The sequence below is a fragment of the Acinetobacter sp. 226 genome (assembly GCF_048147925.1).
GTDB lineage: Bacteria > Pseudomonadota > Gammaproteobacteria > Pseudomonadales > Moraxellaceae > Acinetobacter > Acinetobacter pecorum.
This window is the reverse complement of the sequence record NZ_JAYWYX010000017.1, coordinates 34,945-58,840: the sequence shown is the minus strand read 5'-3', so window position 1 is coordinate 58,840 and position 23,896 is coordinate 34,945. Positions and strand designations below refer to the sequence as shown.

Genomic DNA, 23,896 nt, shown 5'->3' with positions numbered 1-23,896 from the left:
ACTGTAGCGCTGGGTTTCAGAAGATGATTTTAAATCTACTAACCCGTAGAGGATTGAGATATGAAAATATGGTTCATCGCACTGTCAGTGTGTACAGTTCTGGGTCTGGCGGCCTGTGATAATAATAAGTCCAAGTCCCATGATGCAAATCAGGATAGTACTTCTACACCGGCAGGACAAAATAATAATAAGTGATGACAATCCGACATCACTTCATTCCTCAATATATTTTTTGTACAAAATATGCGCAAAAAATTTTAAAAAATAAAAAAAAGGGTGCTTCGCACCCTTCTCCTATTGCGTATCAAATTTAAGCTTCAGCATTAAAACGCATCGATAGATCAATGGCTTTGACATCTTTGGTCAGCACGCCCATGGAAATATAATCAACGCCAGTACTGGCAACCTCACGTAAATTCTCAATAGTAATATTCCCTGAAGCTTCCAGCTTACAGCGACCGGCTACATGTTGCACCGCATCAATCATTTGTTGCTGACTGAAGTTATCCAGCATCACGATATCGGCATGGGCTTCCAGCGCCTGATTCAGCTCATCCCAGGTTTCGACTTCAACTTCGACCGGTTTGCCTGGCGCAATCTGATGAGCCTTGGCAATTGCCTGCGCAATACCACCCGCTGCCATAATATGATTTTCTTTAATTAGAAAGGCGTCAAACAGACCCAAACGGTGATTCTGACCACCGCCAATGGCCACGGCATATTTTTGTGCAATACGCAGACCCGGAAGGGTTTTGCGCGTATCTAACAGCTTGGTATTTAGACCTTGCAACTGTTTGACATAGTGGGCTGTTTTAGTGGCAACGGCTGATAGTGTCTGGACAAAGTTTAGGGCAGGGCGCTCTACAGTCAATAAGCTACGCGCAGATCCTGCCAGTTTTAAAAATACTTCATTGGCTTGAACATGATCGCCATCATTTTTCAGCCAGATCACTTCAACACTCGGGTCGTAGGCCTGAATCAAGGCATTGACCCAAGGCTGACCGGCCAAAACCATGTTTTCACGGCTAATGATGGTGGCAGTGGCCTGTTCGTCTTCAGGGGTCAGCAGGGCGGTAATATCGCCTTCACCAATATCTTCTGAAAGTGCCTGTTGGATGTTGATTTGAATCGACTGGTCTAGCAAAGCTTGAGATATGCTCATGTCTACTTCCGTATCTTTTTAAGCCGTAAAAATTGCGCCTTATCTTAGCACCGTTACATAAAAGATGAGCGATTTTTCATCCAGTTTGCCGGGATGAATTGAGATTTGTCCTTGAAAGTTTTAGCATGAAGCCGGCTGCAATGCTGATCTTGCAGATTTTATTTTTTGGGGAGAACGGTTCTATGCAACAGGCAGCTGAGTTTCAGGTTAGGGACGGGCAACTAATCGGTGCACGTCAAATCCCATCTCCCAATTTTAATCAGCGGCCAGTACAAACTGAAATCCAATTGCTGGTGATTCACAATATCAGCCTGCCTCCTTCCCAGTTTGGCGGCGGTTATATTGAACAGTTTTTTCAGAATCAGCTGGACTGGTCCGTACATCCTTATTTTCAGACAATTGAAGGGATGCAGGTTTCAACTCATCTGCTGATTTTAAGAACGGGAGAGGTGCTGCAATTCGTCAATTTTAATGACCGTGCCTGGCATGCAGGCCGCTCGACCTATTTGGGCAAAAAAGAATGTAATGATTATTCGATCGGGATCGAGCTGGAAGGCAGTGATGATTTACCTTTTGCAACCGCACAGTATGAAGCCCTGGTCAAAGTGACTGCCTGTTTGCAAGATTATTATCCTAAAATCCAGCAGCATATTGCCGGACATTCAGATATTGCACCGGGCCGCAAGACTGATCCGGGGCCGTATTTTAACTGGGCTGATTTTCGTACACAGTTACAGCATTATAAAAACACTTCAAACTCGCTTGCGGGATGAAATTAAGCAATGAACTTCTGACAAAAGTTTCATTACAATAGCCACAAATTTATACATTAGGTGAAGAGGATGGCGCTTTGGCGTTCGACCGTCATTGTCAGTGCGATGACCATGTTGTCACGCGTACTGGGATTGGTTCGAGATATTGTTTTACTGAATGTCTTTGGTGCTGGTAAAGACTTCGATACTTTCGTAGTTGCATTTCGTATTCCAAACTTTTTCAGGCGATTATTTGCCGAAGGCGCATTTTCACAGGCTTTTATTCCGGTACTGACCGAATACAAAACCAGTCGTACTCATCTCGAAGTCCAGATTCTGATCAGTCGGGTATTCGGCTGTCTGGCGACAGTGATGACAGCGCTGACCATGGTCGCGATGATTGCTGCACCATTGATCATGTATATCTATGCGCCGGGTTTCCATAGCGATCCTGAAAAATTCGCCCTGGCAACGGACATGTTTCGCCTGACCATTCCTTATTTGCTGTTCATGTCGCTGACTGCCTTTGCCAGCAGTATCCTGAACAGTTATGGCTCTTTTAGCACACCGGCATTTGCACCGGTCTTGTTAAATGTTGCCATGATTGCCGGAGCAGTCTGGCTTACGCCTTATATGGCAGAGCCCATTATGGCACTGGGCTGGTCAGTTATTATTGCCGGTATTTTACAGCTGGCGATCCAGATTCCTGAATTGTGGCGTAAAAAGCTGCTGATTCCTCCCAAAATTGACTTCAAACATGAAGGTGTTGATCGCATCATGAAGTTGATGCTGCCGGCACTATTTGGTGTATCGGTCACGCAAATTAATCTATTGTTAAATACCATCTGGGCTTCGTTCATGCAGGATGGTTCGGTGTCCTGGCTGTACAGTGCCGAACGTATGACCGAATTGCCGCTTGGCCTGATCGGTGTTGCGATTGGAACTGTAATTCTGCCATCATTATCTGCGCGGCATACCGAGCAGAATCCGGAAAAATTTCGTGGCATGATGGACTGGGCTGCCAAAGTGATTGTGATGGCAGGTCTTCCTGCCAGCATTGCATTATTTATGCTCTCGACACCGATCATTCAGGCCCTGTTTGAACGTGGCCAGTTCACCTTTGAAGATACTCAAATGACGGCTCTGGCATTAAAATGTATGAGTGGTGGTGTGATCGCCTTTATGCTGATTAAAGTCTTTGCGCCCGGTTTTTATGCAAGACAGGATACCAGAACACCAGTACGTATCGGCTTGATAGCCGTGGCAGCCAATGCGATTCTGAACGTGATTTTTATCGGTTTCTTCAAGCTGATTCATTGGGAAGCAGAGCATATGGCGCTTGCCTTGGCATCAACGGGTTCAGCCATGGTCAATGCCGGTTTACTTTATTATTATCTGCATAAACGTCATATTTTCCGCTTTGGCTCACATTGGAAAAAAATCTTCCTGCAGTTTATGTTTGCCAATACCGTCATGATTGCCGCTTTAGCCTATGGCCTGAGCTGGTATAACGCAGATGTATCGCAATGGATGCGTGTTTTAGAAGTGGTGATCTTATGTGTTGTCGGTGTGGCAGCTTATCTTGCAGCCTTACTGGTAGCGGGATTTAGGCCTCGTCATCTAAAACCTTAAGCTTAAAACCGAGCTGGTATAAATTAATAGAGCCATAAAAAAACAAGAGCCAAAAGGCTCTTGTTTTTTTCGAAAGTTCACACTTGCCTCGGGCAAGTCTAGTGTAAATCTAGACTTTGCCGCGAGAAAGAAAACCAACGATCGCAAGAATCACCGCAATTACCAACAAGATAATTGCAAAATCCTTAGATAAGCCTGCAACGCCACCAAAACCTAGTAGACTCGCAATTAATGCAATAACAGCAAAAATAATAGCCCAGCGAAACATATATATTCTCCATGTGTTTTTATTTTCAAATTTAGTATAGAAATAAACGATTCTAGCGACTGTTAGTGTTTTGTTGATGAACTGTCTATGATTTAACAATAGTTTACGTGATAGTAATAAGAATTTGAGCGATAGGTCTGCAGGGTTCGGGCTGCTATAATAAGCTGATTTTTGAATGTGCCGACCTGATCATGAGCGATACTTTACGTCCTGAATTCTGGAAAAACTATTCACTGGCTGAACTGACGCAAGCTGAATGGGAAGCTTTATGTGATGGTTGCGGCTTATGCTGTCTGATTAAACTGGAAGACGAAGATACCCAGGAAGTTGCCTATACCAAAGTGGCCTGCAAGCTGCTGGATTGCACCACTGCACGTTGCTCCAATTATCCGGATCGCCTGCAATATGTGCCGGACTGTATTCAGCTTACCCCAGAAAAATTGCAAACCATTCATTGGTTACCATCAAGTTGTGCCTATCGCCGGGTAGAACAGGGCAAAAGCTTGCCATCCTGGCATTATCTGGTCAGCGGTTCACGAGAAAGTGTGATTCAGGCGCGCAAGTCGGCAGCAGGACGCTGCCTGAGTGAAGCTGATATTCATGAAGATGACATTGAAGATTATATCGTACGCTGGGTGCGTTAAATCTGTCTGCAGGATTGCTGAATAGTTGCTTCTTGCACTAGCGGATGCAGCAGAGCTTGGGCCGAAGCACCGGCCATCGGACGATAGAAATAGAAGCCCTGTCCAATCTGGCAGTCACAATGAATCAGGGTATCCAGCTGTTCTGTATTCTCGATGCCTTCGACCAGAACATCCAGTGCAATACTGGAGCCAATCTGGGTAATGGCTTTGACAATGGCCAGAGCAGACGGGTCACTGTTCATGCGCTCTACAAAGTTGCGGTCAATCTTGATGCAATCGACCGGGTAGTCCTGCAAGCGGGTCAGTGAAGAATGTCCGGTACCGAAATCATCCAGCGAGATCTGGATTCCGGCCTGTTTCAGCAGGTTCAGGGCACGGACCACATAATTGGCACCATGCTCGGACAGGCTCTGTTCGGTAATTTCCAGTTCAACTTTGTGGGCCGGAATATCGAAATTGGACAGGCGTGCCAACAGTTTCTCGGCATAGTCATCGCGCAGGAATTCGACCGGTGCAGCATTGATTGAAATTGGCAACAGATCCAGACCTTGAGCCTGCCAGCGGCTCATGTCAGCGAAAACTTTCAGCTGCATGGTTTCACTGATACGTGAGGCCAGCTCATAGTCCTGAAAGGCACCAAAAATTTCGGAAGGTAACTGGATATTCTGGTCCTGATCCTGCCAGCGTAACAGCGCTTCAAAACCAATCACTGCACCATCAGATAGACGGACCTTGGGCTGATAATAGGGAATGATCTGATCGGCCAGAATAATCTTGCGCGCCAGAGTCAGCTGCTTGGTCATATTTTCCAGTGATCCGCACATTTCCTGATTAAACATGCGGATACCACCACGACCACTATTTTTCAGGTCATTCAAGGCAATATCGGCACATTTCAGCAGATTAGAAGTATTCAAGGCATCACGTGGATAAATTGTGCAGCCTATGCTCATGGCACTGTTGATGCTATTGCCGACATAATTGATCGGTTGCTCCAGCTGGGCATACGCCATTTGCGCTGTTGCCAGCAGCTGTTCTTCACTTTCCAGATTTTTGACTAGTACGGCAAACTCATCACCACCCAGGCGGGCAACGATGGTATTTGACCCAAAACAGGCCTGGAAACGCTTACCCAGAATATGGAGCAGATGGTCGCCAGCAATATGACCCAAGGTATCATTGATGTGCCGGAAATAGTCCAGATCAATGAGTAGTAAACCTGCCATGGTCTGCTGTTGCTTGGCCTTTACCAAGACCTGTTTGAAGGTTTTATAGAAAGTGCTACGGTTATACAGGCCAGTCAGTTCATCACGTTTAATCACTTCTTTTAAACGGGTTTCTGCGATTTTTTGCTGACTGATATTGCGTGATACACAGAGGATATTTTGAGTAATATTCTGCTGATCCAGAATCGGGGTCAGCAGGTGATCCCAATACTGAACTGGTTGATCTTTACTCTGAACTTTGCTGGAAAAACGACTGTTTAAGCCTTGGGCAGCCTGTTTTAATGCGCGCTGCGCGGGTTTTCGCGCTTCAGGGCTTAAACGATTGAACCAGTACAATGAGCGGTCCTGATCCTGTTCTTCGGCCTCATTTGCTTGTGTCAGACAACCCGGCTGGTTGCTATGTCGAATTTCACCTTCAGGACTGATAATATTAATGCAGTCCGCACTGGCATCCAGCATATTTTCCTGGGTGGAAACAATGTGAGAAAGTTGCTGCTGGATTTCAAAATAATCATGCACATCGGTCAGGGAAACGGCCCATTGCAGCAAATGGTCCGGCTGATGATGAAATTTTACTGCCAGGCTACACATGCGATAATGGGTATCACTGCGTTTAATCCGGCACTGGGTTTCAAAATCCTGATGCTGGTCCAACGCTGCATGCCACTGCGTTAAAAACAGCTGCAGGTCCTCTGCATGAATGAAGTTCTGCCATTGTGGATTGCCCTGTTCATTCAGGTTTACCCCAAGATAGTCGGTCATGGCATGGTTAAAATATTGCAGATGTTGTTTGTTGCTGACCCACAAGGGTTGCGGTAAGGCATCAATCAGATTTTTTAACAAAATAGATTCAGACAGGTGAACGTGTGGCGCAATCAGTGATGATGATGCCAGTGGCTCCGACCAGCTCACAGTTCCCTGTTCAAATTTATCATGCTTCATGCATTCACCACTACAGCCCAGAATTGCCCAATGGGCTAGATAAGTTTCTTTTAATTAGAATAAACAATATGAAAATTACACTGTAATTAATTCACAATTAATCATGTTCAAATTATTTGCTTTTATAGAGATTAATTCATTCAGAATTAAAAAAATAGAGGATATTTATATAAATTAAATTTTTGTGCTTGGGGCCTGCAATCTTGGAATCAAAACTGCTGGTGTTAGAATGAGATCAGAATTTAGTTTGAGCCAATAATAACATGTCAGATAGTCATATCCCGCTTCCAGAACGTTTACGGCCACGTGACCTTACACAGATTATCGGGCAGGAACATTTGCTGGGTGAGCAGGCACCTTTACGCCAGATGATTGATCAGGGGCATCTGCCTTCGATCATTTTCTGGGGACCACCCGGGGTCGGTAAAACCACCATTGCCTTACTGCTGGCTCAAGCGGTGGACCGGCCTTTTATCAGTCTGTCTGCTCTGAATACTGGCGTAAAAGAGCTGCGTGAAATCATTGCCGAAGGTGGTGATCTGCTGACGCCTGTAGTATTTATTGATGAAATTCATCGGTTTAATAAATCTCAACAGGATGCGCTGTTAAACGCGGTCGAGAAGGGGAAAATTACCTTAATTGGTGCTACCACGGAAAACCCGTCCTTTGAAGTGAATAGTGCCTTATTGTCACGTTGTCAGGTGTATAGCCTGAATGCCTTGAGTGCTGAATCAATTCAGAGCTTATTGACGCAAGCCTTGCAAAATGACTCTTTCTTGCAGGAAAGACATATCCTGATTGAAGAATTTGATGCCCTGATCCAGTTCGCGGCAGGAGATGCCCGTAAGGCACTCAATCTGCTCGATCTGATCGCCAGTACCTTTGAACCGGATATGGAAAATATCATCACCAATGCGATAGTGGTGAAAGTGGCTCAGCAAAATATTGCCCGTTATGACAAGTCTGGTGAGCAGCACTATGATTTAGTTTCGGCCTTTATTAAATCAATTCGCGGCAGTGATCCGGATGCAACCCTATACTGGATGGCGCGGATGCTCAAAGGCGGTGAAGATCCAGTGTTTATTGCACGCCGTATGCTGATTGCCGCATCTGAAGATATCGGTAACTCCAATCCGAATGCCTTGTTACTAGCCGGTGAATGCTTCCGTTCGGTACAGGCTGTAGGCATGCCGGAATGCCGGATTATTTTGGGGCAATGTGCAGTTTATCTGGCGACTAGTGCCAAAAGTAATAGTACCTATCTGGCAATTAACAAAGCGATGGAACTCGCAGATAAAACGTCCAACCTGCCGGTACCTTTGCATTTAAGAAATGCACCGACCAAGCTGATGAAAGAGCAGGGCTATGGGGTAGATTATCTGTATCCGCATAATTACCCTGAGCATTTTGTGATGCAGGAATATTTGCCACCAGAGCTAAAAGGGATAAAACTGTATGAATCAGCGCGGAATAAGCGTGAAGTAGAGGCCGAGCGCTTACAGCAACGTCGCTGGCAGCAACAACAGCAACAGTAAATAAAAGCCCGGGATCGGGCTTTTATTTTAATTACTATTAAATAATTTGAATCCTGTTTTAAAAATGGTTAAATATTGGTATAGATAATTAGTTGAAATAGCAGAAATAAATGATTTAAGTATTTTTAAATAGATTTAATATAATGATATTAATCTGCCGGAAAATGTTTTCAATCCAATTATTTAATCATCTAAAAATTCAGGACTTAATAATCATGATTTAACTCGGAATAGGTTGATTTTTTATGCAAAAATAATGCCCCAAAGATGATTAAATCTATGGAGCATTATTTAGAAAGTTAAAGCTCGATGAGTTTTAGTCTTTCCCAGACAGATTATTGAATTGACTGCTTGGCAGCTTGTACTCTACCCAGGTATTCAGGAGAGTATTTTAAAATATTCATAGCCATTGAAGCGATGCCTTTACTTGCTTCAGTATCACTTAACCAGTGTACCCGGCAGACTATACGACTCTTCGCATAATCAACTGCAGTGTTTTCAAACTCACTTCTTCTGCTATTGTCTACATCGGACAGGCTGTAGCCGACCAGATAGCCTCTTAAGCTATGGCCTGATGGATATGAGGTATTCGTCAACAGGAAGTCGCGGTCTTCAGGGGTACATATTTCACTATTATAGTAAACAAATGGCCGTTCACGATTATATTTCGCCTTAATTTCATTTGCGACTGGCTGTTCAAAATCAACCATATAATTGATTAGCGCGGTAACTTCAGTGGTATAGTACTTGTAATTGAAGCCGAGAAAACGTCTGGCTAAATACTGTGAGGTGATATTGGCATCTTGTTGAGCCAGTGTCCATCTTGATGCAGAAGGGTTGAGCAGTTCCTGATAGGTCTTTTTATCAAGCTCGAACGCTGCTGAGTTCTCCGCAGGCGGGTCTGGCGTTAACCAGTTTGCGGTGATTTTAATTTTTTCAAGGTTGGACAGATTTTCAAATACAACCTGGTCATGTGCACTGAAGTAGATGCGGGATGGCTCATCTACCTTAAAGTCAATTGCTAGAATAGGAAGATATTTTTGGGTGTCCTCATAATATGCTTGCTGGAAGCTTTGAGCTGCTTCTAAACCTGCTTCATTACCCAGATTATAATAAAAAGCTTCGATCGGTGCAGTGGTGGCCTTTTCGTCATTCCAGGCAGTGACCAGAATCTCGTCATTCCACCAGTCTGGGCGCAAATCAGTTGGAACACCTTTTCGGATAGCGGCAAACATACTAAAGTAATTCGCCCGAGTCGCAAATTTAGCCTGATCAGATACAGACATGGTATACGAGCAGGTCTGTCCCGGGAACTGATCTAGGGTACCTTGTGCCTTGGTAGCCCGCATGACGGGTATAAATATATCCAGCCATTTCTGTGGCGTATCGATGCCCCAGTCCTGACAGTCTTTTACTGTATAGTCGACCGAGCCATACTGGACTTCATCCGATTTCAGACAGTTATTAAATGAGCCAGTTCTGGCATCAGTATTCATGTCCATAGGCGATGCACAGCGGGTCGGTGCTACATCTTCATAATCCGGTCTGATCACAATACCTGCCTGATAGGTATCATCGGGTAACTTGAAATTCAGATCCTGGCGAATATAAGCAAAAGCTACAGCGCCTTTGTCGCGGTCTCTTTGCCGGTGAACCCAAGGTTTCGGTTGAGCTGCGATCCGAATACCTCTAAATAACAGTCCGGAACATTCATATTGTGGCGCTGAGTCAGACCCACAGTTCTCGACCACATTATTATATCTCTGCTCGTATTTTGTCGCAGCAATATAATTATTCATGTCTTCCATGTCATAAGGGGGCGGTTCAACAGGATTAGGAATTGGGGTAGGAGGCGGATTAGAAGTGGAAGAGTCATTATCGCTGTCATGACATGCACTTAATAGGGCAGCAAGCAGCAATATGGTAAAGCCAGATGTTTTCATTAGAAAATCCTCAACTTATTTTAGTTTTTTCTCGATCATTATTAATTGGTTATAAATTAAGTGGTGAGCAGTGAAAAATTTATACTTCCTTATCTTTTTTAAGCAAGGATTAATTATAATTAACATGCTTTGATAAGCTAAAAAAAAAATTATGTAATGAATTATTTTAAAATAAATATTTGTTTTAAAATGTAGTTTTTTATGAATAAAAATAATTAATTATTTTAATGATTTAATTGGTTGAATTTTATTTTAAATGAATAATGTGTTGAATCTGATTTAAATTAGTACACTTTATTTTAATTATCAAAAACTAATGAAAAAGTGTTAAATAAACTATTTATTTATATGACAGGTTTATTTTTAATTTCTCTCTTTAAAAACTGAATTAAATAACTGGAATGAGAAAGTAGCAGGGATTAAAAAACCGGATTTATAAATCCGGTTTTTTAATTAAGGAATAATTAGATATCGGAAAGATCAATACCTAGACGGCCAGCGACTTCTTCATATGCCTCAACCACACCGCCTAAACCTTGGCGGAAACGGTCTTTATCCAGTTTTTTCTTGGTGTCTTTATCCCATAAACGGCAACCGTCTGGAGAGAATTCGTCACCCAGTACGATACGGTCGTGGAATACGCCGAATTCAAGCTTGAAATCGACCAGAATCATGTTACCTGCGTCAAACAATGCTTTCAGCACGTCATTTACTTGGTAAGTCAATTCTTTCATTTTTGCCAATTGTTCAGCAGTTGCCCAGCCTAAAGCAATTGCTTGTGACTCATTGACCATTGGATCGCCAAGCGCATCATCTTTAAAGAACAATTCAAATGTTGGAGGAACCAAGGCCTTGCCTTCTTCCACACCCAGGCGACGGCATAAAGAACCTGCCGCATAGTTACGAATCACACATTCAACCGGGATCATATCCAGTTTTTTCACCAGCACTTCATTTGGAGTCAGCAGCTTTTCAAAGTGAGTTTCAATACCCGCTTCTGCCAGCTTTTCCATAATGAAGGCGTTAAAACGGTTGTTCACCTTGCCTTTACGATCTAGTTGCTCGATTTTTTCGCCATTGAATGCAGAGGCATCATCCCGAAAGACTAAAATCAGATGGTCTGAACTGTCTGTGGTATAGACAGATTTCGCTTTACCAGTATAGAGCAAGGTTTGTTTTAACATGAGGGAACCTTTTACAAAAAAAAATGCCTAGAAATGTCTAGGCTGGCCAATTTTGGTAAATCTGGTTGAGCAGTTCTGCGGCTTTTTCACGGTCGGCAAAACTGTTATCGGCATTGAACACAGCGAGGTTATTACTTGAACCTACAGAAGATAATCTTAATACATAGGTTTGCTGATCGACCTTAACCGTAATTTCGTAACGATCTTTGTTCTGAGCAACAATGCTATGATTCAGACTGCTGAGGGTGGCAAGGGTGTATTGCCAAATTGTAGCAGAATTTCCCTCAATTTTAAGCAGAGGATTAAGATTTCCATCAGTGACCAACTGCGGTTTACCGACAGTATTGGTTTCAGTCTGATTCGCTGCACCTGAGTTTGCAGTCTGGGCTGGCGGGCGTGGCAAGGCAAAACGGTTGCCACGCTGGTTTTCAAGCTTCGGTGCATGCTCAATTGCAAGCGGATCGACCGTTGGAGCAGGGTACAATGGCGTTGCCGGACGAACCAGAGTGCCTTCAGGATATTGTAAAGCTTCTAGGCTTGTAGTTTCTTTATAGTCTAAAGAGCCGTTGTTCACAGCCAATGAACTACAACCTGCCAAACTGAATACTGAAAGTGTAAGGCTAAGTCCTAAACGTAATTGCATAATCTTCTGCTCTTTTATTTGATAACGCCCGCTTCGACCAGTGCTTCATGAAGCGGAGCGCGATATTGTTCTGCAAGTGGTGTTAATGGAAGGCGAATACCTGTACCAATTAAGCCCATGTCGTGGAGTGCCCATTTCACAGGAATTGGGTTGGATTCGCAAAATAAAATATTGTGTAAATTTGCAACCTGAGCATTTAACTGTTCAGCAGTTGCAGCATCACCGGCAATGGCAGCGGCACATACTTCGCTCATGGCTTTCGGAGCCACGTTCGCCGTAACCGAGATATTGCCTTTGGCACCATAGCCCATCAGCTGATACGCAGTCGCATCATCACCTGAATAAACAGTCATATCCTTACCGCTAAGACCTTGCAGCAGTTCAGCACCGCGTGGCACATCACCAGTCGCATCCTTAATACCGATAATTTGTGGAATATCGGCCAGGCGGATTACGGTTTCATTGGCCATATCCACACCGGTACGGCCTGGTACGTTATACAGGATCTGAGGCAGGTCAACCGCTTCAGCAATGGCTTTATAATGCTGATACAAGCCTTCCTGAGTCGGTTTATTATAATACGGCGTTACCAGCAACGCGGCATCTGCCCCCAGCTCTTTGGCTTCGCGGGTCAGTTCGATTGCTTCACGAGTCGAGTTTGCACCTGTGCCGGCAATAATAGGAATACGTTTGTTGGCCACACGAATGATTTCTTTGATCACCTGGGTGTGTTCACTCATGCTGAGAGTAGAGGCTTCGCCTGTTGTTCCAACGGCGACAATACTGTTGGTACCCTCTGCAATATGCCATTCAACCAGCTTCTCGAGACCCTTCCAATCTACGCTGCCATCTTCAAACATAGGGGTGACGATTGCGACTATGGAACCTTGAATGGTCTGTGCTTGCTGAGTCATTTTAAAAAACTATCCTATTTGTCCATCCGAAAGGAATGAGAAAACATAAATTGGGATGGATTTGTATTTTGATTTATAGCAAATTCAATAGATTTGCATTGAATTGAATATTGCTTATGCAAATTATGACTGATCAAACGCATAAGAACAATATGCTTTAGTAAAAGCTACTGAATTCTTTATACAAAGCCTTCTGGAAACAATCAAGTAATAAATAAGATGATTTATAAAGCAAAATCCTGAGACTAAAGTCCTGCCTCTAGCTACATAGCAATAGATAATCCAGCAAATCGACTCAAAAATGCTAACGCTTGTGCAAAACGATCAGCTCAAAACTGCCGTTTCAGTATGTTTTGCTTATGGATTAATAGTTATATTGGATAAATTGAGATATTACACATCTTGATAGCCTCTTTCGACCCAGACAAATAAAATCAAAAACTGTTAAAACTAATCTCTTTTAAATATCAATATATTGAGGAATTTTTTTCTTATCGGTTGATTTTTTAACTTGATGTATAAGCCTTAAGGTCGAAGTCTTGCATTTTATGCTGTTCTGATTAAGTGTTTTTGCGACTTTATCTGGTCGTATCCTCTCTTCACCCGCTTCTGCTCCTTTAGGAATATCCAAGCAAAACCTTCCACTTATTGATAGTTATTTCTGCAGTCAGGCTCATAGATGATGACTCTCTTTTGTAACGCTGATTGAACAAGGATAATCCAATGGAAAAATCAGACAATAAGCATGCTATCGTCACGGTCGCGATCTGTTTTCTGATTGCGGTGATCGAAGGCTTAGATATTCAGGCAGCCGGAATTGCTGCTGCAGGTATTCGTGAGCATTTTGGTCTCGATAGTTCCCAGTTGGGTGTGTTTTTTAGTGCAGGGATTCTGGGTTTATTACCTGGTGCACTGATTGGTGGTCGGTTTGCGGACCGCATTGGCCGTAAAAAGGTCTTGATCTGGTCGACAGCAGTATTTGCTGTATTTACCTTATGTACCGTCTGGGTGAATAGCTTTAACAGCTTGCTGGCAGTGCGTTTTCTGGCCGGGGCCGGTCTGGGCGGCGCGATGCCAATTCTGATTACACTCGCTTCTGAAGCTGTCTCTCCACAAAACCGTGGCCGTGCAGTCGGCTTGATGTACTGCGGCATGCCAGTCGGCGCAGCAATTTTATCTTTAATTGCGGCGACTGAATTTGGTGCCAACTGGAAGAATGTTTTTTATCTCGGTGGTCTGTTACCGATTTTTGCCATTCCGCTGATGATGCTATTTTTGCCTGAATCGAAGGAATACCTGAAAGCACAGAACAAAACGGCGGCAGAACTTGCCGTTACACCGCAGGGTTCATTCAAGGACCTGTTTAATTCGGACAACCTGTTACGTACGCTATGTATCTGGGTGAGCTACTTCTTTACCTTGATAGTGGTTTACATCATGTTGAGCTGGCTGCCATCATTATTTATGGAACTTGGCTTCACACGTAAAGATGGTTCAACCGCACAGTTCTACTTCATGGTTACAGCGACGATTGGTACGATTATTCTGGGTATGCTGACCGATCGCTGGAAGAAAGCCTATGTGATCCTGTTGATGTACGGTGGTATCCTGGCAGGTCTACTGGCGCTGAATGGTGCAAGCTCGCTGAACCAGATGTATATGGCAGCCGCATTGGCCGGGGCTTTTGTCATTGGTTGTCAGGGTGTACTGTATGCCTTTGGCAGTATCGTGTATCCGACAGAAGTGCGTGGGACCGGTGTCGGTGTGGCATCGGCCGTTGGTCGTATTGGTGCCATGCTGGGTCCAGTCATTGCCGGTCAGTTACTGACGGCTGGTTTTGGGGCTGCGGGAGTCATTACCGCTGCGATCCCATGTATCATTATCTCTGCATTATGTATGCTGTTTTTAGTGAACCGCACCAAAGTGTAATGTTCAAAAATAAAAAAGCCTGCAATGAGCAGGCTTTTTTATTTTTGGAATTTAAGAACGAGCCAGGGCTATATGATTAAAAATCCGGATGCCTTATCTACGACAATCTAGAATTCATTTTTGTACAGGTCTAGATCGGTACACATCCGCAACTCATCCCATATTTTCAAAAAGAAGAAGTCTCTCGATCTGCTTCTATGAGCACATTCAGAATGCACAGTCATGCCATTTTTAACCGTAGGGCTAAAAATTCTGGGGTATTTTGCGCTATGCTTGGGTATAAATCGAGATTTCAATGGGTGAAAACAGATGCAGAATAATATCGCTTTACTGGTCGTGGACGTACAGAGAGGATTTACCCCAGGAGGTAATCTAGCTGTAGCCAATGCTGACCAGATTATTCCAAATATCAATCAATTGGGACAGCATTTTAAGCATATTATCCTGACTCAGGACTGGCATCCGGACAATCATATTTCTTTTGCAGACAACCACCCGGGCAAAGCAGCCTATGACAGTATTCAGCTGGATTATGGCACTCAGGTCTTATGGCCAAAACATTGTGTGCAAGGGACACTCGATGCCGAACTGCATCCGGATTTGAATTTACCGCAAGCACAACTCATCATTCGCAAGGGTTTTCATAAGCAGATCGACAGTTACTCGGCCTTTATGGAAGCTGACCGGAAAACCATGACGGGTCTTGCTGGCTATCTGCGTGAGCGTGGGATTGATACCGTATTTGTGGTCGGGATTGCCACGGACTTTTGTGTGGCCTGGACTGCCATTGATGCCTGCAAACTGGGCTTTAAAACCTATGTGATTGCCGATGCCACCAAGGGCATTGATCTGAATGGTTCCCTGCAACATGCCTGGCAGGATATGCTGTCGCATGGAGTGAAACGGATTTATGTCAAAGATATCGTCCAGACAGTTTAAAAGCTTACAAGAATAGGCTTTAGATATCTCGTTAATTGTCTTTGTATTTAAATCTATAAACTCAGGTATCAAGAGATACCTGTTTTATTTAATCTCCCTTGATGTCATACCTGGATGAAACCCATGTCAGCCTTGCTCCAGTTTAGCCAATTTATCCAAAAAACCTTTGCGCTATGGGTCGTGCTCTTTTCTGGCATTGCCTTGCTGGTTCCTGAAGCTTTTGTCTGGTTGAGGGCTTATATTCCGTGGATGTTGGGCATCATCATGTTCGGCATGGGTATGACCATGACGGTAGGCGATTTTAAAAGTGTGCTGCAAAGTCCGAAAGCTGTGGCAATTGGTGTCGTCGCCCAGTTTGTGGCGATGCCAGGCTTGGCTTATCTGCTGTGCAAACTGTTTCAGCTACCGCCAGAGATTGCAATCGGGGTGATATTGGTGGGTTGCTGTCCGGGCGGAACGGCATCCAATGTGATTACCTATATGGCCAAGGGCAATACCGCCTTGTCTGTCGCCTGTACCTCGGTTTCGACTTTACTGGCGCCCATTTTTACTCCGGCCATTTTCTATGTGTTGGCCAGTCAGTGGATTGAGATTAATGCCTTATCCATGCTGGTATCAATCTTACAGGTGGTGTTATTTCCGATTATTCTGGGCTTAATGGTACGAGCGCTACTCAAGCAAAAAGTCAGCACCTATATTCAGTTCATGCCCTTGATTTCTGTAATTGCGATTGTGGCAATTGTCGCGGCGATTATTGCCGGCAGCAAAACCCAGATTTTACAATCGGGGCTAATAATTCTGGGGATTGTAGCCTTACATAATGGTATGGGCTATCTGCTGGGTTATTGGGCCAGTCGCATGTTCAAGCTGGCAGAAATAGACTGTCGTGCAGTATCGATTGAAGTCGGTATGCAAAACTCTGGTCTGGGTGTGGCCTTGGCGGCAACTCATTTTGCTGCTTCTCCATTGACGGCTTTACCAAGTGCCATTTTCAGTCTGTGGCACAATATTTCAGGTCCTGCATTAGCCACTTACTGGGCTGCCAAAAGTAAAGACAGTGCCTCAGTGCCAAAGCAGAATCTGGATACAGACCGCTAGAATTTTAAAAAAGTTCATGTCTAAATTCTGCTGAGAAGCTAAAAGCAACATCCAGCCAGTGAAAATTTGCAGAACCAAGCTATAAAAAAGCCCGATTCAATATCGGGCTTTTTAATTTAAAAAATTTATGAAGCTTTGGACTGTTTGGATTTTAAAATCTCGGTTCTAAAAATCTGTGCCAGCTCTGCCGTTTCTGCATCCATTCCGTTCACCACAAAGGCATGACGGGTCAGGACATTGGTTGGATTAGGCATACTCACCAGCTGGAAGTGATCACTTACATCTTTTAGCAAATGATTCGGTACATGCAGGGCACTTTCTTTCGAGACCAGATGCTGTGTCAGACGCTCAGAGGCTTGTACCGAGCTGAGCTGCATTTCCTCGACTTTTGAGGCAATTGCGCTGCGGGTTTGCAGCACAAAACGTTTTTCTTCCCGGTAACGTTTATACAGCACTTCGGACAGCAGCTGGAACACGGCACTGATCATGGTCAGGCAAGCCAGGGCATTTGGTTTATCTGCCGCAATACTGATCGTGGCCCCTTTTTCATCAAATTTATGTACGGTACAAATATCAGAACTATTCAATTTATAGCGTTGCACACAGAGTTCGGTGGCTTTATTCAGGAAAATCTGACAGAGATTAAAATAAGGTACCGAAACGGTTTTATTGACGCTATCCAGTAACTGTTTTGGATCATAGAACTGGATATTTAAGCTCAGGCTATCCTGCTCCAGGACCGCCGGCTTATGTTCTTTTTCTTTGGCTTTGTTTTTCACTGCCTGTTGAGCCTGGGCAATGGCCAGTGCTGCATTATGCTTTTCCTGCTCCAGTGCCTGGGTCAGGGTCTGAATCTCAAATTTTAGCCGCGATTCGTTATTGATGCGCGCCAGATATTCGGTGCGGCTTGGACGTGCCACAGCACGATAAGCAACCCAGAGCAGGGCATGAATGATGAATGAGAACAGAATCGCCAGCCATTGCGTTCGTAGAATTTCACCAATACTAGGCTCAATCAGCGTAATTTCAATCACACCGACTTTTTTCTCGTTTTGCAGGGCATCACGGACAAAAACTTCACCTTCCCGGGTTTTGGTCAGTCCACCTGTGGCTAAAACCTGACCTTTCGCATCCAGGATCCGAATTGAAGCTACGCTTGGATTGGTGGCGTAACGATTTGCCAGTAAAGCCAGAGATACACGGTTAGGCGGTTCAAGCTCGGACAGGCTGTCTGTCACCAGCTGAGTGGTCATCAGCTGTCCCTGATTGGCACGGTTTTCATTCAGTTGGTGAGTGGTTGCCAATACCAGTAAAAAGGTATGCAGAGCAAAACTTATAATCAATAGGCTAGCAAATAGCCCTTGTCTAGGCGCATTCAACGTAAACTTCCAAGGCAATTCTGTTCAATTTCGATTATGATTCTAACAATAGTTGTAGCTCAGACCCGAGTCAATTCATGCGAGAAATCATTCTTATATCATTCTTAGGACCTGACCAGCCTAATCAATTTACACGATTAATGCAGGTTTTGTCCGCCCATTCCCTACAGATTTTAGATGTAGGGCAAGCGGTTATTCATAATCAGTTAACCTTAGGTATTGTTGTAGCCTCTGAAGACCAGACAGCGACAGCATTAGCCATGAAGGAGATCCTGATTCTAGCACATGATATCGGGTTAACTGTGCGCTTTAAACCGATCTCTGCGACTGAATATGATCAGTGGGTCAAAGAGGGTGGACGCACACGTTATATCGTAACGGCATTGGCTCCTGAATTAAATGCCTCTCATCTGCAAGCCGTGACCCAGATTGTCTCGGCTCAGGGTTTTAATATTGAAACCGTGACCCGTCTGTCTGGCCGTCCGGCTCTGGATGGTCACAGCAGCGGGCCGAAACGCGCCTGTGTGGAGTTCGGTTTAAAAGGACAGATGCTCGATGCAGCCGCAATGCGTGCTGCCTGTTTGCGTTTATCCACTGAACTTAATGTCGATGTCGCGGTACAGGAAGACAATGCCTACCGCCGTAACCGTCGTCTGGTGTGTTTCGATATGGACTCGACCCTGATCGAGCAGGAAGTCATTGACGAACTGGCAATTGAAGCCGGTGTCGGTGCACAGGTTGCAGAAATTACCGAACGTGCCATGCAAGGCGAGCTGGACTTCCAGCAAAGTTTCCGTGCGCGTGTCGCCTTGTTAAAAGGAATGGACGCATCGGTACTTCCAAAAATTGCCGAGCGCCTGACCATTACAGAAGGTGCCGAACGTCTGATTTCAACTTTAAAAGCATTGGGTTACCGTACCGCAATCCTTTCCGGCGGTTTCCAGTATTTTGCTGAATACTTGCAAAGCAAACTGGATATTGATGAAGTACATGCCAATGCGCTCGATGTTCAGGATGGGGTCGTTACCGGTGAAGTCAAAGGTCATATCGTTGATGGCGCGCGTAAAGCATTCTTGCTCGGTGAGATTGCTCAGGAGATGGGAATTTCTCTGGAACAGACTATTGCGGTCGGTGATGGTGCCAATGACTTGCCCATGTTATCCATTGCAGGACTGGGGGTGGCTTTCCGGGCCAAGCCACTGGTTCGCCAAAATGCCAATCAGGCGATTTCTAGCGTCGGTCTGGACGGAGTGCTATATTTGCTCGGTGTCCATGATAAAGACCTGAACCGTGCATAAATCAAGGCTTTAACAGATTTTAAAGGCGACCTCAGGGTCGCTTTTTTTATCCTGAATGAAATGGCTTAAAGGCGTGAAGGATGAAACTTGACTACAAAAACATCGATCATCTTAAACGGAAAAATAATTTTTTCCCTCAAAAAAAGCACTGATAATTTTGTAATGACACGCCAACATTGGCGCAGTCATTAATCCACAAAAATGTGAAAAGCAAAAATTGTAATGACAATATAATATCGCGACAAAGTATGTCGTTAGGCTGGATGGCAGGACTTTTTTTATGCAAAAAACTCAGCATAATGCAGACATAGAGATACAAATCAACAGATTCCATTTTATTGATGTAACGAAATTCAATAGATAGAAACTTTGCAATATCAGGCGGAAAACTATCTATCTGGATGGAGGGGGTTATATGGTAACAGCGAATTTAACAACGATTGTGGGCTTCAGTTTAGTCGCTGTAGCTGTGCTTGCTGTATTCTTCTCGCCTTATCGTCGCTGGTTAAGCTTTATGGCTGCCGGGATGCTGGTTTGGGGCCTGATCGAGGTGATTCGTATAGGGACTCAGACCTGGTTTGAGCTGCCAATGACGTATAGTTATCTGAGCGCATTAACTGCGGTCATGCTGGTGGTGACCTGCCTGTTATTGCGTGAAGATCGTCGTGCCGAGCGTGCTTTGGCAAAACGTCGTTATATCGAACACACACCAGTCTATGAAGATGACCAGCAGCAGCTTTCTAGCCGTTAAGTTCTCTAATATCAGTGAAATAATGCACCTGCGGGTGCATTTTTCGTTTAGAAATATGATACAAACTGCTGCATCCACCTAACCCGGAACTATGCTAGGATATTTGTCAATTTTCGTACAATTAGAATAGGCATCCTTCATGAAACTGTCCTCCATTCCTGTGTTAAAACTTCCTCTTGTTGATGTAAGTACAGATCCGCTGGACTTACTGGTCGCAGGTTTAGCATTACGTATGAAGCAGTTGGCACGTACCAGCCCAAAATTCATCGAACTGGTACATGGGCGTCAATTCCGCATCCAGATTGGTACGGATGAGGGTATGGCACGTCAGATCATTGTGAATAACGACCATATCGAGACCGTTTCTGGTGATGCTGAAAAAGCAGATTTTGTTTTGCAGTTTGCTGATAGTGAGCAGGGCGTAAAGACTTTAATTAAAGGTGATCCGACCGCATTTATGACCGGCATGCAAAGTGGCACCATCAAAATGGAAGGTGACTTCGGTTTGCTGGTCTGGTTTAACCAGGTGGCGAAGATGATTCCACCAAAACTGCCAAAGCCAGTCAAAGAAAAAGTGAAAATGGTACGCCAGTTTATTAAAGAAAAAACTGGTAAATAAGAAACTTCCGCTTAGTTCCCCCTCCTTTTTAAAGGAGGGGCTAGGGGAGGATTAAATAGAAAAAGCCCTCAAATATGAGGGCTTTTTGAATTCTGAAATAATTAAAACTTATTCAACTTCTAAATTAAATGTCACAGGTCCATCATTGACTAGATGTACTTTCATGTCGGCGGCAAAAATACCGGTTTGCACATGTTCAAACTGGCTTCGGGCATATTCCACCAGCTGCTCATATAAGGCTTTTGCTTCAGCCGGTCGCATGGCCGGACCAAAGTCGGGACGCAAACCTTTCTGGGTTTGTGCCATCAGGGTAAATTGTGAAACCAGCAATATACCACCGCCCACCTGGGCAACGTTCCAGCCCATTTTGCCCTGTTCATCATCAAAGAAGCGGTATTTCAATATCTTATCAATCAGCTTTTTGCCTTTTTCCAGATTATCGTCTTTGCCCAACCCTAGAAAAACCAGAATTCCTTTTTCAATTTCTCCGGTAGTTTCACCCTCGACCACGACTTTAGCTTCTAAAACTCTTTGTAATAAGGCACGCATTTTACATATTGACTGAAAACCACAGATAGACGTGATTGTAGCAAGAAAAAAATCTGGAGCAGTATGAGATGCTGTTTTTATGAACTTTAAATATCTGAAAATCAATTGATTAATTTTTATAAATTCATTAAAGCGATTGAATTTATAAAAATAATCTGTTTTATCTATTTATTGTGCTCGCGTATCTTAGTCTGTGCAGGAAAGGTAATAAATTAAGAGATTTAGAAATGTTTAAGCGTTCATTACTGGTTGCAATGCTTGCAACTGTCACAGCCGCACAAGCTGCTCCTTTAACGAAAGACAATGGCGCGCCAGTGGGCGATAACCAGAACTCGATCACTGCGGGTCCAAATGGTTCTGTACTCCTTCAGGACGTTCAACTGGTACAAAAATTACAACGTTTTGGTCGTGAACGTATTCCTGAGCGCGTGGTACATGCACGTGGTACGGGTGCCTATGGTGAGTTCGTCGCAACCAAAGACCTTTCTGATCTTACCCTTGCTTCATTATTTAAAGCCGGTACTAAAACTCCAGTTTTCTTACGTTTTTCTACCGTAATTCACGGTAAGGGTTCACCCGAAACCCTACGAGATCCGCACGGTTTTGCAGTGAAATTCTACACTCAGGAAGGCAACTGGGACTTGGTCGGTAACCAGACCCCGGTATTCTTTATCCGTGATGCGATCAAATTCCCGGACTTCATTCATGCCATGAAGCCAAGCCCGGTGACGAATGTTCAAGATGCCAACCGCGTGTTTGACTTCCTGTCGAGCCAGCCATGGGCCACCAACATGCTGACTTATGTGTATGGCAAGCAAGGTGTTCCAACCAGTTACCGCGAACAGGACGGTTTTGGGGTACACGCTTACAAACTGTATAACGACAAAGGCGAATACAAATACGTGAAATTCAACTTCCGTTCAAAACAGGGCGTGAAGGGCTTGAACGTAAAAGAAGCGGCTGAGCAGCAAGGCAAAGATTTCAACCACTTGACCAATGATTTTTATCACAACATCTATGCAGGTAATTTCCCGAAATGGGACCTGTACATTCAGGTGATTGATCCTAAAGACTTGGGCAAGTTTGATTTCGATCCGCTAGATCCAACCAAAATCTGGCCAACCGAGCTGGTGCCGGAAACCAAAGTCGGCACCTTGACCCTGAACCGTATGCCGAAGAACTTCTTCAACGAGACTGAACAGTCGGCATTTGCGCCAGGTAATCTGGTACCAGGTATCGAGCCGTCTGAAGACCGTCTGTTACAAGGTCGAATCTTCTCTTACTCAGATACCCAAATGTACCGTCTGGGTGCGAACCACCAGCAAATTCCGGTAAACCGTCCAGTGGTGAATGTGAACAACAATAACCAGGATGGCTACATGAATATCTCTGAGCGTGACTCGGATGTGAACTATGAGCCAAGCCGTAAAGAGCCAAAAGCTGCCACTGAAAAAGCACGTGCAGTACAAACTCCTTTAACTGGCCATGTTCAGCAGATCGGGACCAAAGAGCAGAACTTCAAGCAGGCAGGTGAGCTGTACCGTTCATATACGGCCAAGGAAAAAGATGACCTGATCATGAACCTTGCTGCTGACCTTGGTAATGTCAAAGATTCAGAAACCAAGCACATCATGTTGTCTTATTTCTACAAGGCAGATGCGGACTACGGTACCCGCATGACCAAGGCAGTGAACGGTAACCTGGCGACTGTTAAAGCCAAAGCTGCAAAATTAAAAGACTGATTTCGATTGGTCTTGAGGAACTGGTGATTAGGGCATAGCGCATCACCTCCGAAAAGTCCTGTAAAACTCCAAACCTTTCCTGCACCCTAGGGGGAGTTTTACAGGCACTTCGTTTTTTATCTCATCTCAGGTGAATTTGATCCTGAGTGACTGAAATTTTCTTTTCGATTTCTGTTGGAGTTCATCATGAACGTTATGCCACACGCATTTTTAGCCAGTATTCTTGCCTTCAGTTCTATATTCGCAACGGCTGTTGAAGTGAAGAATGTCTCCCTTGCAAAAACAGCGGCAAGCATTCAGATGAACTCACAACAGGAATTGGTCAACCTGTTCTTTGCTGCGGCTAAAGTTGGCAATAGTGAAGTTATCAACGAATTTCTGAAACATGGCTTCCCGGTCGATGTACGCAATAAAGACGGTTATACGCCGCTGATGATGGCGACTTATTATGGCCATCAGGAGATTGTCAGCAGTTTGCTTAAACATGGTGCTGACCGCTGTGCCCGGGACAATCGAGGCAATACGGCCTTAATGGGTGCCTTGTTTAAAATGGAATTTGCCATTGCCAAGCAGCTGCATCAGGCTGACTGTGATGCCCAGGCCCAGAAAACCGGGCAAAAGACTACTGCTGAGTTTGCCAATGTGATTGGTCAGGAAAAACAGTTACAGCAATTGATTCAGGAGCAGGAAAAAACCCAGGTCAAAACCCAGAAATAAGCCGGTTTATGTTGGGATACTGTTGTTGAA

At 44.3% G+C, this 23,896-nt stretch carries 23 protein-coding genes; 13 read left to right on the top strand and 10 right to left on the bottom strand.

Going from position 1 to position 23,896, the window contains the following annotated elements; all coding sequences use genetic code 11:
- Positions 1-60 precede the first annotated feature (60 nt).
- Positions 61-195 carry a hypothetical protein gene (locus VXP95_RS09645; protein WP_263600642.1) on the top strand — a complete coding sequence of 45 codons (135 nt, stop codon included), beginning with the start codon at positions 61-63 and terminating at the stop codon, positions 193-195.
- 115 nt (positions 196-310) lie between these two features.
- Here VXP95_RS09645 and nadC read toward each other — a convergent pair whose 3' ends face one another.
- Entirely contained in the window at positions 311-1,162 is an 852-nt protein-coding gene (gene nadC, locus VXP95_RS09640) for a carboxylating nicotinate-nucleotide diphosphorylase (RefSeq protein ID WP_416681575.1), read from the bottom strand.
- A gap of 182 nt (positions 1,163-1,344) precedes the next feature.
- Between nadC and ampD the strand changes: the two genes are divergently transcribed.
- Both ampD and murJ read left to right on the top strand, forming a co-directional pair.
- On the top strand, positions 1,345-1,935 hold the full coding sequence (ampD, locus tag VXP95_RS09635) for a 1,6-anhydro-N-acetylmuramyl-L-alanine amidase AmpD (protein ID WP_064102651.1): 591 nt from the start codon (positions 1,345-1,347) through the stop codon (positions 1,933-1,935).
- A gap of 60 nt (positions 1,936-1,995) precedes the next feature.
- Complete coding sequence (gene murJ, locus VXP95_RS09630; RefSeq protein WP_416711917.1) at positions 1,996-3,546, top strand: murein biosynthesis integral membrane protein MurJ; 1,551 nt, start codon at positions 1,996-1,998, stop codon at positions 3,544-3,546.
- A 109-nt stretch (positions 3,547-3,655) separates the two neighbouring features.
- Here murJ and VXP95_RS09625 read toward each other — a convergent pair whose 3' ends face one another.
- Positions 3,656-3,814, bottom strand: a complete 159-nt coding sequence (locus VXP95_RS09625) for a DUF1328 domain-containing protein (RefSeq protein WP_004647174.1) — start codon at positions 3,812-3,814, stop codon at positions 3,656-3,658.
- Positions 3,815-4,005: 191 nt separating this feature from the next.
- Here VXP95_RS09625 and VXP95_RS09620 point away from each other — a divergent pair, with 191 nt between their 5' ends.
- A complete protein-coding gene (locus tag VXP95_RS09620) occupies positions 4,006-4,458 on the top strand; it encodes a YcgN family cysteine cluster protein (protein ID WP_416681569.1) in 453 nt (150 codons plus the stop codon).
- Here VXP95_RS09620 and VXP95_RS09615 read toward each other — a convergent pair.
- Positions 4,455-6,626 carry an EAL domain-containing protein gene (locus VXP95_RS09615; RefSeq protein WP_416711916.1) on the bottom strand — a complete coding sequence of 724 codons (2,172 nt, stop codon included), beginning with the start codon at positions 6,624-6,626 and terminating at the stop codon, positions 4,455-4,457. The genes VXP95_RS09620 and VXP95_RS09615 overlap by 4 nt on opposite strands.
- Positions 6,627-6,889: 263 nt before the next feature.
- Here VXP95_RS09615 and VXP95_RS09610 point away from each other — a divergent pair, with 263 nt between their 5' ends.
- Positions 6,890-8,161: a replication-associated recombination protein A gene (locus VXP95_RS09610; RefSeq protein WP_064102572.1), complete on the top strand. Its 1,272-nt coding sequence runs from the start codon at positions 6,890-6,892 to the stop codon at positions 8,159-8,161.
- Positions 8,162-8,496: 335 nt separating this feature from the next.
- Here the strand turns inward: VXP95_RS09610 and VXP95_RS09605 are convergent, their stop codons facing one another.
- The 5 genes from VXP95_RS09605 to VXP95_RS09585 all read right to left on the bottom strand — a co-directional run bounded on the left by VXP95_RS09605 (position 8,497) and on the right by VXP95_RS09585 (position 13,476).
- Positions 8,497-10,104 (bottom strand): phosphatase PAP2 family protein, encoded by a 1,608-nt coding sequence (locus VXP95_RS09605; protein WP_416705730.1) that lies wholly within the window; start codon positions 10,102-10,104, stop codon positions 8,497-8,499.
- 464 nt (positions 10,105-10,568) lie between these two features.
- Positions 10,569-11,288, bottom strand: a complete 720-nt coding sequence (gene purC, locus VXP95_RS09600) for a phosphoribosylaminoimidazolesuccinocarboxamide synthase (RefSeq protein WP_064102573.1) — start codon at positions 11,286-11,288, stop codon at positions 10,569-10,571.
- A gap of 37 nt (positions 11,289-11,325) precedes the next feature.
- Positions 11,326-11,931: a lipoprotein-34 precursor (NlpB) gene (locus VXP95_RS09595; protein ID WP_416681560.1), complete on the bottom strand. Its 606-nt coding sequence runs from the start codon at positions 11,929-11,931 to the stop codon at positions 11,326-11,328.
- Between the two features lie 14 nt (positions 11,932-11,945).
- On the bottom strand, positions 11,946-12,845 hold the full coding sequence (gene dapA, locus VXP95_RS09590) for a 4-hydroxy-tetrahydrodipicolinate synthase (RefSeq protein WP_064095127.1): 900 nt from the start codon (positions 12,843-12,845) through the stop codon (positions 11,946-11,948).
- A gap of 460 nt (positions 12,846-13,305) precedes the next feature.
- Positions 13,306-13,476 (bottom strand): hypothetical protein, encoded by a 171-nt coding sequence (locus VXP95_RS09585; RefSeq protein ID WP_416681557.1) that lies wholly within the window; start codon positions 13,474-13,476, stop codon positions 13,306-13,308.
- Between the two features lie 92 nt (positions 13,477-13,568).
- Between VXP95_RS09585 and mhpT the strand changes: the two genes are divergently transcribed.
- From mhpT to VXP95_RS09570, 3 genes are all read left to right on the top strand, one after another.
- Entirely contained in the window at positions 13,569-14,774 is a 1,206-nt protein-coding gene (gene mhpT / locus VXP95_RS09580) for a 3-(3-hydroxy-phenyl)propionate transporter MhpT (RefSeq protein WP_416711915.1), read from the top strand.
- A gap of 309 nt (positions 14,775-15,083) precedes the next feature.
- Entirely contained in the window at positions 15,084-15,713 is a 630-nt protein-coding gene (gene pncA, locus VXP95_RS09575) for a bifunctional nicotinamidase/pyrazinamidase (RefSeq protein WP_416681551.1), read from the top strand.
- A 123-nt stretch (positions 15,714-15,836) separates the two neighbouring features.
- Complete coding sequence (locus VXP95_RS09570) at positions 15,837-16,811, top strand: bile acid:sodium symporter family protein (protein ID WP_416711914.1); 975 nt, start codon at positions 15,837-15,839, stop codon at positions 16,809-16,811.
- 125 nt (positions 16,812-16,936) lie between these two features.
- Here VXP95_RS09570 and VXP95_RS09565 read toward each other — a convergent pair whose 3' ends face one another.
- Positions 16,937-18,190, bottom strand: coding sequence for a hypothetical protein (locus VXP95_RS09565; RefSeq protein WP_416711913.1), 1,254 nt, complete (start codon positions 18,188-18,190; stop codon positions 16,937-16,939).
- A gap of 77 nt (positions 18,191-18,267) precedes the next feature.
- Here VXP95_RS09565 and serB point away from each other — a divergent pair, with 77 nt between their 5' ends.
- The 3 genes from serB to VXP95_RS09550 all read left to right on the top strand — a co-directional run bounded on the left by serB (position 18,268) and on the right by VXP95_RS09550 (position 20,858).
- Complete coding sequence (gene serB / locus VXP95_RS09560) at positions 18,268-19,488, top strand: phosphoserine phosphatase SerB (protein ID WP_064102579.1); 1,221 nt, start codon at positions 18,268-18,270, stop codon at positions 19,486-19,488.
- 415 nt (positions 19,489-19,903) lie between these two features.
- Positions 19,904-20,239, top strand: coding sequence for a ciprofloxacin tolerance protein AciT (gene aciT / locus VXP95_RS09555; RefSeq protein WP_416681544.1), 336 nt, complete (start codon positions 19,904-19,906; stop codon positions 20,237-20,239).
- A 139-nt stretch (positions 20,240-20,378) separates the two neighbouring features.
- Entirely contained in the window at positions 20,379-20,858 is a 480-nt protein-coding gene (locus tag VXP95_RS09550; protein WP_064095120.1) for an SCP-2 sterol transfer family protein, read from the top strand.
- Positions 20,859-20,966: 108 nt separating this feature from the next.
- On the opposite strand, the gene dtd is transcribed toward VXP95_RS09550, so the two are convergent.
- Positions 20,967-21,407 carry a D-aminoacyl-tRNA deacylase gene (gene dtd, locus VXP95_RS09545; RefSeq protein WP_416681541.1) on the bottom strand — a complete coding sequence of 147 codons (441 nt, stop codon included), beginning with the start codon at positions 21,405-21,407 and terminating at the stop codon, positions 20,967-20,969.
- A 227-nt stretch (positions 21,408-21,634) separates the two neighbouring features.
- Between dtd and VXP95_RS09540 the strand changes: the two genes are divergently transcribed.
- Entirely contained in the window at positions 21,635-23,149 is a 1,515-nt protein-coding gene (locus tag VXP95_RS09540) for a catalase (RefSeq protein WP_416711912.1), read from the top strand.
- Between the two features lie 186 nt (positions 23,150-23,335).
- A complete protein-coding gene (locus tag VXP95_RS09535; RefSeq protein WP_191731003.1) occupies positions 23,336-23,866 on the top strand; it encodes an ankyrin repeat domain-containing protein in 531 nt (176 codons plus the stop codon).
- The last annotated feature ends 30 nt before the right edge of the window (positions 23,867-23,896 follow it).